Consider the following 15,819-nt stretch of genomic DNA (forward strand, 5'->3'; position numbering starts at 1 on the left):
AGGAAGTGGCTTAATTGAAGCAACCTATTTTTTTACTTCCAGTATTTCAAGAAAGAATTTGGGGTGGAAAAAAGCTTAAAACAGAATTTCAATATGATATCGAATCTGAATTGACTGGAGAGTGCTGGGCAGTCTCCGCACATCCTAATGGTCAAAGCACAGTAAGTGATGGATCTTATAAAGGGAAGTCACTTAGTAAACTTTGGTCGGAAAATCGAGAATTATTCGGGAGTCTCAAGGGTGAAGTATTTCCGTTACTAACCAAGATTTTAGATGCAAATAATGACCTTTCTATTCAAGTGCATCCTAATGATGAATATGCCAATAAAAATGAAAGTGGAGAACTAGGTAAAACGGAATGTTGGTATGTAATTAACTGTGAAGAAAATGCTGAAATAATCTTTGGGCATAGAGCGAATTCAACAGAGCAGTTTGTTGAATTGATTAATAACGGAGAATGGGATAGCCTACTGCGTCGTGTGAAAGTAAAACCGGGTGATTTCTTCTATGTACCAAGTGGCACAATCCATGCATTATGCTCAGGCGTTCTTATTTTAGAGACGCAGCAGAGCTCAGACACAACATACCGTGTATATGACTATGAGCGTGTTGACAAACAAGGTAACAAGAGAGACTTACATATTAATAAGTCAATTGATGTCACAACTATCCCACATCGTGATATATCTGTCAAACCTACTACAGAAGAAATCGCTGGCGGTTCAATTACAACATTTGTTCAGAGTGAGTATTTCTCTGTCTACAAATGGGAGATTGAGAGTGTAGCTACTTTTACACAAGATAAACCCTTTTTAATAGGCAGCGTTATAAGTGGATCGGGTGTAATCATGACAGAAGACGGTAGCTATTCATTCGAAAAGGGAAGTCATTTTATCTTACCAAATGGCTTAGGGAAATTCCACATAAAAGGGTCAGCGGAAATGATTATTTCTCATCCGTAAAGTGCTTATATCACTTTTTCGATTTCTTTGCGAGCATGAACTATCTAAATCAAAAAGTAGGCAATCTAAATATCGACTAATATCTTCAATGCTAGTTCCGAGAGGTAATTTCTTTAGGGAAAACATTGACTCCGATGATGAAGGTGGAAGAACACCATTAACCCACTCGGCTTTCCGGATTGTACGAAATCATATCGATTTTAATAGACAACGGAGCTAATGTTAATGCTAGAGATGACTTTGGATATTTCGCCTTACATAATGGAGCAAAACTACCGAGCGATATTGTTCAGTTATAAACATATTTTAAGACCTTGATTGGTTTAATGCCTTTCAAGGTCTTATTTATTATAGCGTGGCTGGAGTTTTAGAATAAATCGTTTTTTATTTAGAGAGTAGAGATCACACTCAAAAGCCCAATATAATATGAAAAGAGTAAAGACTAAATTAATTGAAATAGATCAAATTTGAATAAATATAGGGCTTTTTGTGTAAAAGTTTAGAACTGTGTAATTCAGTTATGATTCTTAATCAACGTATTCTTTTCCTAAGATAGATATGTTAGAATGTTATTATTATTCAGTTATCTTTGAAGGGAGGCAGCTTTCTTAATCGTATACAGGGGAAATGGTGACACTTGGGATCGTTAAGAAAGCGATTACATGAAATTACTGGACGTAAAAGAGTTAACCTTCCCTCGGCCTTTGTATGAGGAGTGGAAGGCAGTCGTTGAATCCAGTTTAAAAGGGAAAAGTGTCGAAAGTCTAAAAACGAACACATATGAAGGAATCCAATTAAACCCACTTTATACAGATGATGTGCTGTCAAGTGAGTATCCTGGTTTATTTCCATATACTCGGGGGATCTACCCAGCAGGTTATTTAGAGCAGCCATGGCTTATTGTACAACCAATCACAGGCAAGAATGCCGTTGATGCGAATAAAAAAATGAAGGCTGCATTAAAACGTGGCCAAAATGTTTTAACGTATACACCAGATTTATTTAATGAAGAAAGTAATATCGGTTCTTTGTTTGAAGGGCTGGCCCTGGATGCGTTACCATTGTTTATCGATACGAAAGGTTTGCAAAGTAAAGTTCTTAATGGATTAATCAATGCCTGCAAAAAACAAGGCGTGACCTCGAGGGGAGTTTGTGCAGAAGACCCAATTTCAGAATGGGCACAAGCAGGGGAGATTCCTTCCCAAACGAATGCTTTTTTTTCTCAATGGTTTAAAGAAATCAAACAATATCAAGAAAAGTCCGCTCAAATGAAAACAGTTTTGATTAAGACCCCTGTTTTTCATAACGCTGGCGCTAATGCGGTTCAAGAGATTGCGATTGGCTTATCGATTGCAGCTTATTATATTGAAGAAGCCCAAAAGCAGGGATTGGCAGTCCAAGATTTCGTGGAAAAAATTGTCTTTTCTTTTGCGTTGGACTCAACCTATTTTATGGGGATTGCCAAGCTTCGGGCTGCTCGTAGACTTTGGGCTGGGATGGCAGAGGCATATGGGGCCAATTGTGAAAGTTTTAAAATGAACATCCATGCTGTTACTTCACGAGTTACAGAAACGAAGTATGACGAGCATGTGAATTTGTTACGCACAGCTAATCAAGCTTTTGCTGCCACGATTGGAGGCATTCAATATTTAGAGATTCACCCGTTTTCACACGCATCAGGAAGAGAAGATCCATTGGCGGATCGAATAGCTCGTAATATGCATGTCATTTTGAGTGAAGAATCTCAATTAGCGAGTGTGGTAGATCCAGCAGGCGGATCGTTTTATGTCGAGCAGCTGACGAATGAATTAGCTAAAATGGCATGGACTGCTTTTCTGGAACTGGATGAAGCGGGGGGGATTCTTACTTCATTGAAAGAAGGAAGGATTCAAGAGCAAATCAAAGCCGTTTATAAAGAAAAAGAGCGAAATGTAGCCCTAAGAAAAGATAGCATGATCGGTACCAATGTTTATCCAAATCCAGCTGATATGTTGAAGCAATCAGAAAGTGCGGTAACGAATTCATATCTAACAATACGTGATCCGATTCCTATTCCTCCCGTATCATTGTGTCGTCTGGCAGAGCCATTTGAACGGATAAGAACCCGCAGTGAAGCTTATAAAAATAATATAGGTACTAGTCTAAAAATTGGCTTACTTAATCTTAGTGAAATGAAATCTTATAAATTGCGGGCTGATTTCATCAAAGGCATGCTCGCAACAGGTGGGATAGAAACACGGGATAGTCAAGGACTCGTAGTAGAACAAGATGCGATTCAATTTGTTGAACAAAGTGGGATCCGTGTATTTTGTTTGTGTGGTAGCAATGATGATTATGAGTTGTATGCTGGAAAAATAGTTACAGAAATCAAACGAAAATATCCTGACACGATTCTTTACATAGCTGGCCAGCAAACTTCTGAAATAAGCGAACGATTAAAAAGCGAAGGTGTGAAGGACTTTATTACAGTGGAAACGAATGTTCTGGAAATATTAGCGCAGCTTCAATTGGAGTTGGGGGGAATCAAACATGATTAAGCCTAACTTTCATCAAATCAATCCTGCAAAAGTTAAAAAGGTAGGAACAGAAGACGCCTGGAAAGTAAAAGCATCTGCTGTTGTTCAGCAATCCATCGATGATTTGCTTTTTGAAACAAATGAAGGAATTATGACTCGCCTGCTATATACACAAAATGATTGTGAAAATCCTGAACATATGAAAAGTCTACCTGGGTTGGCTCCATACACGAGAGGACCTTATCCATCAATGTATGTGAATCGTCCTTGGACAGTACGGCAATATGCAGGGTTTTCAACAGCTGAGGAATCCAATGCCTTCTATCGGCGCAACTTGGCAATGGGACAAAAAGGGCTGTCGGTAGCATTTGATCTGGCGACCCATCGAGGCTACGACTCTGACCATCCTAGAGTTGTCGGTGATGTAGGGAAAGCTGGCGTTGCCATTGACACGATTCTTGATATGAAACAACTCTTCGAAGGAATCCCCCTTGATCAAATGTCGGTATCAATGACGATGAATGGTGCGGTCTTACCAATTATGGCGTTTTATATTGTCACCGCAGAAGAACAAGGTGTAACACAGGATAAACTTTCTGGCACGATCCAAAATGATATTTTAAAAGAATACATGGTCCGAAACACATATATTTATCCACCTGACATGTCGATGAAAATTATCGCAGACATCTTTGAGTACACGTCCAAATATATGCCGAAGTTCAACAGTATTAGTATCTCAGGCTATCATATGCAAGAGGCAGGTGCACCAGCTGATATTGAGCTTGCCTATACGCTTGCTGATGGTCTTGAATATGTTCGTACAGGGTTAGAAGCGGGCATTGATGTTGATAAGTTTGCGCCAAGATTGTCCTTTTTCTGGGCAATTGGTATGAATTATTTTATGGAAATTGCCAAAATGAGAGCGGCGCGTTTTATATGGGCAAAATTAATGAAGCAGTTTGAACCGAAGAATGCTAAAGCAATGGCTCTACGAACACATTCCCAAACTTCAGGCTGGAGTTTATCTGAACAAGACCCCTTTAATAATGTTGTTCGTACATTGCTCGAAGCACATGCAGCTGCACTGGGACACACTCAATCCTTGCATACAAATGCATTGGATGAAGCGATTGCACTACCTACCGACTTTTCCGCAAGAATTGCTAGAAATACACAATTATATTTGCAAGAAGAGACTGGCATAACTAATGTAATTGATCCGTGGGCAGGTTCTTTTTATGTGGAAGCACTGACAAATGAATTAATTAACCGCGCCTGGGAGCATATTGATGAGATTGAAAATCTCGGTGGGATGGCAAAAGCAATTGAAACAGGACTTCCTAAAATGAGAATTGAAGAAGCGGCTGCAAAACGCCAAGCTAAAATCGATTCTAAGGCAGAGACAATTGTCGGTGTGAATAAATACAGGCTAGAAAAAGAAGATCCGATTGAAATTCTTGAGATTGATAATACTCTGGTAAGAGAAAGCCAGTTAAGAAAGTTAAAAGACGTAAGAGAAGCACGTGACCAAGTAAAAGTTGAGGAAGCGCTTCGTACTCTTACGGAAGCGGCTAAAGACGGCGAGGGGAATTTACTCGAGCTTGCGGTTTGTGCGGCGAGAGTCAGAGCAACACTTGGTGAGATCTCGGATGCAATCGAAGAAGCGAGTGGTCGCCATAAAGCGATGATACGTTCGATAAGCGGTGTGTACAGTTCTTTTTATTCTGAAGTAGCTGAAATTACCGAGGTAAAGGCTATGACGGACGAATTTCTTGAAAATGAAGGAAGAAGACCGCGCTTACTTATGGCGAAAATGGGTCAGGACGGTCATGACCGCGGCGCTAAAGTGGTTTCTACCGCATTTGCCGATTTAGGCTATGATGTCGATATTGGTCCGTTATTTCAAACACCTGAAGAAACGGCCTTACAGGCAGTCGAGAATGATGTGCATGCAATCGGGATGAGTTCCCTTGCAGCGGGACATAAAACACTGCTTCCTCAGCTTGTGACGGAATTAAAGAAGCTTGGCAGAGATGATATAGTTATCATTGTTGGCGGAGTCATCCCAGCGCAGGATTATGAATTTTTGCTTACTAATGGCGCTTCTGCTATTTTCGGACCGGGTACAGTCATTCCTCAGTCAGCAAAAATCGTGCTTCAAGAAATTTACCGTCGCCTTGGTTATGAGGAAGTGGCTGAATAATGGCTGAAGAAAAAAAACCTGAATGGTTTGACGAAAATACAAGCGACGATTTTGCTACATCATTAAAAGAAGGCATTGAAATGATTGCGCATCATCAAATAGCACGAAAAACTAAATTCATCAAAAAAGCAGCTGGGACGATAGACATTACAAAGATTCAAAATTTGTTAGTGCAAGGTGACAGAGCAAATCTTGCCAAAGCAATCACACTAGTTGAGAGCAATGCATCTAAGCATTTCGAACCTGCACAGGAGCTGCTAAAGAATGTTTTACCCCATACTGGAAATGCTATCCGTCTGGGAATCTCGGGAGTTCCTGGTGCAGGGAAGAGCACGTTTATCGAAGCTTTTGGAACGTATCTTTGTAATCTTGGATATAAAATTGCTGTACTTGCAGTTGATCCGAGTTCTTCGGTCAATGGTGGCAGCATTCTTGGCGATAAGACAAGAATGGAAGAGTTATCCAGGAATCCACGAGCATTCATCCGTCCCTCTCCGTCTCAAGGGACGCTTGGAGGTGTCCATCGTAAAACACGTGAGACCATGTTGCTCTGTGAGGCTGCTGGTTTTGACATTATTCTTATCGAGACAGTAGGTGTTGGCCAAAGTGAAGCAATAGTTCGAGGAATGGTCGATTATTTCATGCTCCTTGTTTTAACGGGAGCTGGCGATGAATTGCAGGGAATGAAGAAAGGAATCTTAGAGCTTGTTGATGGGATTATAGTTAATAAAGCGGATGGATCTAATAAATCTCTTGCACAAAAGACCAAATTGGAATACGGCAGAATTCTTCACTTTATGCTACCAGCCACAAAGGGCTGGGAAGCAAAGGCCTATGCCTGTTCGTCAATAACTGGAGAAGGGATTCAAGAATTGTGGAACGTGATGCAACAATTTGAAGAACTCACGAAAAAATCAGGCGTATTTCAGGAAAGGCGGAGGCTCCAAGCGAGGGAATGGCTACATTCGTTAATGAATGATCAGCTTCGTCTGCTATTTTATGGGAATCCTAAAATAAAAAGCCTATTGCCAATGTTAGAAAATCAAGTAATCGCTGGAGACAAAACGGTAACAAAAGCGGTTCAAGAAGCATTTTATGCTTTTATGGAAGGCAGTAGGTCTTCTCCACAATAAAAAATGGATAGCAGGAGGACTGCTATCCAAACGGGGAGTTGGGTGATGAACCTAGATCACTTTTAATATTCCCGGTCTGCAAGAGTTTGAAACTATTTTTTTATCATAAAGAAAGTTTATGATGTATCTACGAGTTTAGATGTCTAGGGGATGCAGTCTAACCCCATGACAAGGGAGAAAGGGCACACCCCATACAGCTTTGCTTGTCTTTTGCTAGCCTTTAGGGTTGATCCGAGGCGCTTGCGCTTTTCATTTGCGCTAGGTAAAAAGATTGAAACACTACCTTGCACTTGTTATGATGGAAGAGAAGATGAATAATGGAAGGGGAATGAAACATGAGCATGGATTTTAACTTTTTTATGAATGATGTTGTCAGCCAGGCGCGTACTGAAATCAAGGCTGCTGGATATACAGAACTAAAATCACCTGAAGAGGTGGAAGATGCGTTTGCTAAAAAGGGGACGACGTTAGTCATGATTAACTCAGTTTGCGGATGTGCAGGAGGAATCGCAAGACCGGCAGCTGCTCATTCGGTTCACTATGACAAACGCCCAGACCATCTTGTTACCGTTTTTGCCGGACAAGATAAAGATGCAACGGAAAAAGCACGTGATTATTTTGAAGGCTATCCACCATCATCTCCTTCTTTTGCAATTTTGAAAGACGGCGAACTCCTTACAATGGTAGAACGTCATGAAATTGAAGGACATGATCCAATGTCAGTCGTGAATAAGCTGCAAAGCTACTTTGATCAATATTGTGAAGAAGTATAATTTCATTCAAAAAAAGACTCGTTTATCGGGTCTTTTTTTGTCAGGAATAATTGAGAACTGCTGTCTTTATATTTAACGCTACACTACAAAATTTCAACTATTAAACCTAAGATGAAAATGGCTTAAAGTTGTGTCGCGCTAAAATCGATTAATTAACAAAATTTTCTGATAATGTTATTGACATTGAAAAAAACAGAGTGTATTATACTTAGAAAGTGGTACTAACATCGTGACGTAACGATGTTAGTGTTTACTCAGATGTTCAAAATAAACTCAATGGAGGAGGAAGTAGGACAAGATAAGGCATAGAGAGCTATATACGTCAATCTATTTTGCTAGATAATCGATGTGATTCATTCAAAGCAATAAAATGGATACGATCTATCATTGTGTACCCGAAAAATATTGATTGAGTACTTAGCATTAATGCCAAAAAGAAAAATTTAATGGTTGGTAGAAGTATTTATGGTTCTAAAGTTGTGTAAATAGAAGGTAGTTTAATTAGTTTTGTTAAGTGATCTTAGCTTTAGTACCCACTATATGTAAACGCTTACCTAATGGTAATTCCAAAAAATACTGAAAGTTGGTGGAGGTTTGGAACATCAACAGGAAGAATTAAAACCTGGTCTTAAACAAAGACATTTAACTATGATATCTTTGAGTGGAGTCATTGGTGCTGGTTTATTCGTAGGAAGTGGTATTATCATTAGCCAAACTGGTCCTGGAGCTATTTTGTCGTATGTGTTTGCAGGCATAATAGTTGTTTTAGTCATGAGGATGCTTGGGGAAATGGCTACAGTAAACCCCAATACGGGATCCTTTGCTGTATATGCAAGGGAAGGGATTGGTGAGTGGGCAGGATTTGCTACAGGTTGGTTATATTGGTTTTTTTGGGTGATTGTAATTGCACTTGAAGCTACAGCAGGAGCAGCAATCATACACGAGTGGCTTCCTTCAGTTCCAGTTTGGTTAATAAGCCTCACATTAATTATTCTATTAACACTTACAAATATCTTTTCCGTTAAATCATTTGGTGAATTTGAGTATTGGTTTTCTATTATAAAAATAGGAAGTATTATTGTATTCTTATGCCTAGGAGTAGCAGTGATTCTAGGGTTCATACCAACTATAGAGTCTCCTGGTGCTACTAATCTTATGAACATCGGTGGTTTTATTCCTAACGGGATAGGAGCAGTACTTGTCGGTATAGCGATTGTTTTTCATGCATTCGTAGGAGTTGAGATTCCTGCCATCGCGGCTGGAGAGACTAGTGATCCAGTGAAGTCTGTAAGAAGTGCATTAAATAGTGTGGTGTGGCGAATTCTCATTTTTTATATCGGTTCGATCGCTATAGTCGTGACTATTTTGCCTTGGAATTCAGCATCCTTACTAAAAAGTCCATTTGTTGCTGTTCTTGAAATACTAGGAATCCCTTTCGCTGCTCTTATCATGAATATTGTGGTACTGACAGCATTGCTTTCTTGCTTGAATTCAGGACTTTACACGAGCTCTCGTATGCTATTTTCTCTTGCGCAAAAGGGTGATGCGCCAAAGCTAATTTCAAAGGTGAGCAAAAAAGGAGTCCCTATTTTTGCTGTAATAGCGAGTACATTATTTGCCTTTATCAGCACCATTTTTAGTTATATCTCTCCTGACAAAATATTTTTCTTTTTAGTAAATTCTTCTGGTGGAGTTGGAATTCTTGTCTATTTAGCCATTGCGATTTCTCATCTGCGCTTAAGAAGAAAAATGGAAAAAGACAATCCTGGAATTTTCAAAATTAAAATGTGGTTATTTCCGTATTTAACGTATGCGACCATCATCGCTATGGTTTCAGTATTAACATTAATGGCTTTTATTGATTCACAGCGTCCGCAGTTTATTTTTACAATGCTATTTAGTTTTATCGTTATTTGTTCATACTTTGTCATTCGACGAAAAAAAGAAAAGTATATAGAGACAGAAATAAAAATTGTAACCAGTCCTCCAAATTCTGAGAAATTCTAATTTCATTAGAGTGTTACACTGTTCGAAATGTAAAATTAGGAAAAAAAGAATCTTCACGTTCGCCATTTTCACTACTTCATTGAACTAATTCTTCAGGAACTCTACCTTCATCACAATTAAGACTTAGCAGGAAAATTAAAAAAATCAATAATATAGAGGTTTGTTATCAAAAGAAAAATTGGTATGTACAGAGGTGACAGTCTTTAAATTTTCCAATTTTTTAAAATGGCAATAATTGTCGTTAATTGTTTTTCGAATATTCGGATTATTCGTTGACTATTTTAGAAAGGGGTAGTATCATAAAAAACATAACTGGTACGGACGTTGCAACGTCGCTATCAGAAATAAATCAATTGAGGAGAATGTACAATGGCCGAAACAAAAACGTTAAGAGGAACGAAAGTAAAAATGACACCAAGTGAAGCAATTGTTGAGACATTAGTCGCAGAAGGGGTCAAACATATATCTGGAATTTTAGGTTCCGCTTTTATGGATATGCTTGATTTATTGCCAACAGCTGGTATTCGTTTTATTGGAGTTCGTCATGAACAAAGTGCCGCGCATATGGAAGATGCCTATTGCCGGGTTTCGGGCGTTGCCGGAGTTGTGATCGGACAAAATGGGCCTGGAATGACCAATATGGTGACATCGGTAGCAGCGGCCAATCAAGCTCATACTCCTATGATTGTAATATCTCCTTCTGCAGGAACACCTACTGTCGGGTGGGATGGATTTCAAGAATGTGATCAGGTTTCCGTTTTCAAAGCAATCACTAAAGAAACAGTGAGAGTGACTCATCCAGGCCGGGTAGCCGATTGTCTACGAACCGCTTTTCGAATTGCTTATGCTGAAAGAGGTCCTGTTTTATTTGATATTCCGCGTGATTATTTCTATGGTGAAGTGGAGGATCAGATTCTTAAGCCTCATCAATATCGAGTCGATTCACGAGGATGTGGTTCATCTGAATCTTTAGATCGAGCAGCGGAAATCTTAGCTAACGCTGAGTATCCTGTCATTATTTCTGGTAGGGGCACAGTTGATTCTGATGGAATTGAAGAAATAAGGAATATAGCAGAACATCTAACAGCTCCTGTGGCTGTATCCTATATGCATAATGATGCATTCCCAGCTGATCATCCGTTAGCGGTCGGGCCAATCGGATATATGGGATCAAAAGCTGCTATGAATACACTAAAACAAGCGGATGTTATATTAGCGGTTGGTACAAGATTATCCGTATTTGGCACATTACCGTGCTATGACATTGATTATTTCCCTAAAGATGCACAAATTATTCAAATTGATATCAATCCAAGACAAATTGCCAGAACTCATCCAGTGGAAGTTGGTATTATCGGTGATGCCCGTGAAGCTAGTCGAGAAATTATGAAGCGGTTAAAAGAAGTTAAACCTAACCCAAAACAAGAAAGACAGCGCTTGAGAGAAATTACAAATGAAAAACAAAAATGGGAAAAAGAACTAGTAGATCTAGCAATGATCGATGGGACCCCAATTAATCCCCGTCGTGCACTGTTAGAATTAACAAAAGTATTACCTGAGAACGCAATCGTTACAACTGACATAGGTAATGTATCTTCTACTGCAAACGCTTACTTGAAGTTCAACCGAAGCCGTAGACACATCGCTGCCCTTACTTTTGGGAACACTGGCTTTGCCTATCCATCTGCTCTTGGTGCCAAATTAGCTGAGCCGAATGCACCTGTTATAGCAATCGTAGGAGATGGAGCATGGGGAATGAGCTTACATGAAGTAAGTACAGCAGTTGAAGAAAATATTCCAGTCATTGCTTGCGTCTTTAATAATAATGCATGGTGCGCGGAGAAGAAGAATCAAGTCGATTTTTATAATAATCGTTTTGTCGGGGCGGATATCCAAAATCCTGATTTTGCTGAAGTTGCCCGTTCTATGGGTGCGGTTGGAATTAGAGTGGAAACAGCCGAAGAATTAGGTCCTGTCATAGAGGCAGCTATAAAAACAAACAAACCTACCGTCATTGATATTCAGGTTGATGGAACACAATTAGCGCCTCCGTTTAGGAAAGATGCGTTAAAAATGCCTACTCGATTATTAGATAAATACGCGCATTTAGATCATAAAAATTGGAATTAATAATTTCTGAAAATTGAAAGTGCTAACGATAAGTGTCGGCTCGATAACTTAATAGATAGAGTTGAGTTTATTCTCGACAATAAAGAATTGAGGACAGAAGAATAAAACTTTCCGATGACATGATCAATTGAAATAATCATGTCATCGGAAATCTCTTGAAGAAAATAGTTGGATTCGCCTTGTAATAGTTGAGCGAGTAGATGCCTAATTGTAAATTTATTATCTATATTATATAGAAATGAGTGATCGAGATGATTATAGGCGTTCCAAAAGAAATGAAAGATAGTGAGAATCGAGTAGGCATGACTCCAGCAGGTGTAACCACATTCAAAAATAGTGGGCATGAGATTTTGATTGAAAAGGGTGCCGGATTAAATAGTGGATTTACAGATCAAGAGTATATTCAATCAGGAGCTAAAATTGTAGAATCAGCAAAACAAACTTGGTTAGCTGATATGGTCATTAAGGTAAAAGAACCACTTCCAGCTGAATATCAATTTTTTCGCGATGGATTAATTCTCTATACGTATCTCCATTTAGCGGCTGAGCCAGAATTAACTCAAGCCCTAATAGATCATAATGTAGTAGCTATTGCTTACGAAACCATTCAATTAGAAAATGGATCCCTTCCATTGTTGACGCCGATGAGTGAAGTAGCGGGACGTATGTCCATTCAGATTGGTGCACAATTTTTAGAAAAACCAAAAGGTGGTAAAGGGGTCTTAATTGGTGGTGTGCCGGGTGTAGCTCCAGCTGAAGTTGTGATTATTGGCGGTGGGATTGTTGGTACGAATGCAGCTAAAATGGCCCTTGGATTAGGTGCAAGTGTCACCTTGATTGATATTAATGCGAATCGTCTCCGTCAATTGGATGACCAATTTCAAGGGCGATTAAAAACATTAGTGTCCAACAGCTTTAGCATAGCCCAGGCGGTGAAAAAGGCAGATTTGCTTGTAGGAGCTGTACTTATACCTGGGGCACGTGCTCCTCGTCTAGTAACGGAAGAAATGGTCAAAGACATGCAAAAGGGCTCTGTTATTGTTGACGTAGCTGTTGACCAAGGTGGTTCGATCGAAACAATTGATCGAATTACGACACATAATAACCCAACTTATGTAAAGCATGGTGTTGTCCATTATGCAGTTGCTAATATGCCGGGAGCTGTTTCTCGTACTTCTACGATTGCCTTAACGAATGCAACCGTACCTTATGGAGTAGAAATTGCAACGAAAGGTTACAGGCAGGCTGCTCTTAATAATAAGCCTTTAGCTAAAGGGATTAATGTTGTCAATGGTAAGGTAACGTATGAAGCGGTGGCCATTGCTCATGGTCACGATTACCATTCTCTCGATTCTGTTTTTTCCAAGGACCCTGTTACGACCTAGGAAACTACATGATTTCTGCTAAGTGTATCTTACTAAATATGAGGAGGGTTCTATATTGAAGATAGAAACTGAAATGAAAGACCTCGTCCAAATGGATAAAGATCATTTATGGCATGCGATGCATCGATATAACGAAAAGGCAAGTCCTATGATTGCAGCAGAAGGCAAAGGCTCTTGGTTTACCGATACAAAAGGCGATAAATATTTGGATGGAGTATCTGGATTATGGTGCTTGAATTTAGGGCATGGCAGACAAGAAATTGCTCAAGCAGCTTATGAACAAATGATGAATTTATCATATTTCCCACTTACCTTAAGCCATAAACCTGCTATTGAACTGTCTTCTAAAATAAGTGAACTTCTAAAAGGTTCATACACGACTTTTTTCGCTAACAGTGGGTCTGAAGCTAATGAAACGGCTTTTAAAATTGCTCGGCAATACCATTCACAAAATGGGAATCCGGGGAAATACAAATTTATCTCTAGATATCGTGCCTATCATGGCAATACCTTTGCTGCATTAAGTGCAACTGCTCAGGCGAATCGAAGAGTAAAGTATGATCCAGCCGTTCCGGGCTTTCTCCATGTGCCACCACCATATAGTTACCGAACTCCATTTGGAGAAAACGTTGAAAATTCTGATTTGCTAGCTGCAGAATATATAGATCAGGTTATTAATTTTGAAGGTTCAGAAACGGTAGCAGGCGTTATCCTTGAACCATTCATTTCCGGAGGGGGGGTACTGATTCCATCTAAGGAATACTTGACAAGGGTAGCGGAAATTTGTAAGAAGCACGATGTTCTTTTAATTGTAGATGAAGTGGTTTCAGGTTTTGGCAGAACAGGGAAAATGTTTGGATTTATGCATTCCCAAGGGGTTCAACCTGATATCGTAACAATGGCGAAGGGATTAACAAGCGGTTATCTTCCGCTGGGGGCAACAGCTGTAAACGCTAAGATTTATGAGAAATTTAAGGAGAACGGAAAATTAAATCATTTTAGACATGTTTCTACTTACGGAGGTCATCCTGCATCGTGTGCTGTTGCCCTCAAGAATATTGAAATAATCGAAAATGAAAAGATTGTTCAACGGGTATCTGAACTTAGTGAATCCACATTAAGTGAACTCTATGAGTTAACAGCTCTTAACAAAGTAGGAGAAGTTCGTGGAATTGGGTTTCTATATGGAATTGAATTGGTAGAGGATAAAAAATCAAAAGCACCTGTCTCAGACGAGTTTATGGGAAGAGTTATCGGGGCTTGTAAAGAAAAGGGCCTTATTATTGGGCGAAACGGTGACACAGTTCCTGGATATGGGAATGTATTAATCATTGCTCCTCCACTCTCTTCCACAGTTGAAGATTTGCGCTTTGTTATAGAAACTGTTAAGGCTGTGTTACATGAATCGTGCTAACAAATAAGAGAAAGAGATTATTGTTAATCAGGTTGAATCGATTAAATATCCCAATTGTTCACGATTAAAATAAATGGGCATGAGTAGTCTGGATATTTTGACAACCATGCCCGTTTTTTATTTCAAAGCTGATCAAGCTAGTGTTAATACTAGGATGTAGCAAGGGGGGAATTGTAAATGGAATTAGAAAAATATAAGCCTCTTGAGGAAACGAGTGAGGTTTCCAAAGTCGAAAATTCAAAATTACCTGTACAAGAAAAGAAATCAAGTTTACTTATGTGGGTTAGTGGTATTGCTTTTACATTTTTTATCGCGCTCTTAGGTTTCGGGTTGTCTAAAATTACCGGATTTAATCGGATAGGGCCGCTTGCATGCTCCATTATTATTGCGGTGGTGTATCGACAAATCGCAGGGTATCCGGAGAAATTTCGTCCGGGTATTGAATTTTCAGCTAAAAAGCTTCTTCGTTTTGCCATCATTTTATATGGACTGAAATTAAACATTGACATCATTTTTAATCAAGGCTTACCTCTGTTGGTTCGTGACATAGGAACGGTGGCTTTTGCTATTATTGTCATGGTTTTGATTGCAAAATGGTTAAAAGCAGATGCTTCAATTTCCCTTCTTCTCGCGGTAGGAACCGGGGTGTGTGGTGCAGCAGCTATCGCGGCGATATCTCCTATTGTGAAAGCGAAAGAAGAAGATACCGCCATAGGAGTGGGAATCATCGCATTAATGGGGACACTCTTTTCCATTATTTATACTCTAATACGTCCAATCCTTCCACTATCCGCTATAGATTACGGAGTTTGGTCGGGAATAAGTCTCCATGAAATTGCTCATGTCGCTTTGGCAGGTGCTCCTGCGGGTGAGGATGCGCTTGCTATTGCGTTACTGGCTAAACTTGGACGCGTCTTCTTACTAATCCCATTGTGCTTCCTATTTATGTATTGGATGAAAAGACGCTCGTCGGAAAATACAGGTCTAGATGCAAAAATTGATTTTCCATGGTTCCTCATTGGATTTATTATCATGAGCTTAATTGGAAGTTATGTGCTAGGCAAGTATATCCCAGTTTCTCAAATGGTGATGGAGGGTGTCTCTACTACGACTACATTTATTTTGACAATGGCCATGATTGGTCTCGGTCTTAATGTCAGTTTTCAGGCTCTTCGTACAAAAGCCATGCGTCCTCTTTTGGCAATGACCATTACCTCTTTGCTACTTTCTGTAATCACGTACTTTATCATCTAAAGGAGAGAAAATGGGAGGCCTTTTAAAGTTGAGAAAGGG

Annotated in this window: 10 protein-coding genes; all 10 read left to right on the plus strand. The window is 39.5% G+C overall.

What is annotated here, in order from left to right; genetic code table 11:
* The first annotated feature begins 14 nt into the window (after positions 1-14).
* On the plus strand, positions 15-962 hold the full coding sequence (manA, locus tag ACIQZI_RS05445) for a mannose-6-phosphate isomerase, class I (RefSeq protein ID WP_403070282.1): 948 nt from the start codon (positions 15-17) through the stop codon (positions 960-962).
* A gap of 662 nt (positions 963-1,624) precedes the next feature.
* Positions 1,625-3,499: a methylmalonyl-CoA mutase family protein gene (locus ACIQZI_RS05450; RefSeq protein ID WP_403070285.1), complete on the plus strand. Its 1,875-nt coding sequence runs from the start codon at positions 1,625-1,627 to the stop codon at positions 3,497-3,499.
* Positions 3,492-5,684, plus strand: coding sequence for a methylmalonyl-CoA mutase (gene scpA / locus ACIQZI_RS05455; RefSeq protein WP_403070288.1), 2,193 nt, complete (start codon positions 3,492-3,494; stop codon positions 5,682-5,684). The genes ACIQZI_RS05450 and scpA overlap by 8 nt, the downstream gene beginning before the upstream one ends.
* Positions 5,684-6,817: a methylmalonyl Co-A mutase-associated GTPase MeaB gene (meaB, locus tag ACIQZI_RS05460; RefSeq protein WP_403070291.1), complete on the plus strand. Its 1,134-nt coding sequence runs from the start codon at positions 5,684-5,686 to the stop codon at positions 6,815-6,817. The genes scpA and meaB overlap by 1 nt, the downstream gene beginning before the upstream one ends.
* 335 nt (positions 6,818-7,152) lie before the next feature.
* Positions 7,153-7,590, plus strand: a complete 438-nt coding sequence (locus ACIQZI_RS05465) for a BrxA/BrxB family bacilliredoxin (protein ID WP_062178253.1) — start codon at positions 7,153-7,155, stop codon at positions 7,588-7,590.
* 594 nt (positions 7,591-8,184) lie between these two features.
* Positions 8,185-9,597, plus strand: a complete 1,413-nt coding sequence (locus ACIQZI_RS05470) for an amino acid permease (protein WP_403070295.1) — start codon at positions 8,185-8,187, stop codon at positions 9,595-9,597.
* A 369-nt stretch (positions 9,598-9,966) separates the two neighbouring features.
* Complete coding sequence (gene xsc, locus ACIQZI_RS05475) at positions 9,967-11,727, plus strand: sulfoacetaldehyde acetyltransferase (protein ID WP_062178256.1); 1,761 nt, start codon at positions 9,967-9,969, stop codon at positions 11,725-11,727.
* A 251-nt stretch (positions 11,728-11,978) separates the two neighbouring features.
* Entirely contained in the window at positions 11,979-13,112 is a 1,134-nt protein-coding gene (gene ald / locus ACIQZI_RS05480) for an alanine dehydrogenase (RefSeq protein WP_062178258.1), read from the plus strand.
* 73 nt (positions 13,113-13,185) lie between these two features.
* A complete protein-coding gene (locus ACIQZI_RS05485; RefSeq protein WP_403072061.1) occupies positions 13,186-14,526 on the plus strand; it encodes an aminotransferase in 1,341 nt (446 codons plus the stop codon).
* Positions 14,527-14,802: 276 nt separating this feature from the next.
* Positions 14,803-15,780: a YeiH family protein gene (locus ACIQZI_RS05490; RefSeq protein WP_403072063.1), complete on the plus strand. Its 978-nt coding sequence runs from the start codon at positions 14,803-14,805 to the stop codon at positions 15,778-15,780.
* Positions 15,781-15,819: the final 39 nt, after the last annotated feature.

Source organism: Peribacillus sp. NPDC096379, assembly GCF_044762875.1.
Classification (GTDB): Bacteria; Bacillota; Bacilli; order Bacillales; family DSM-1321; genus Peribacillus.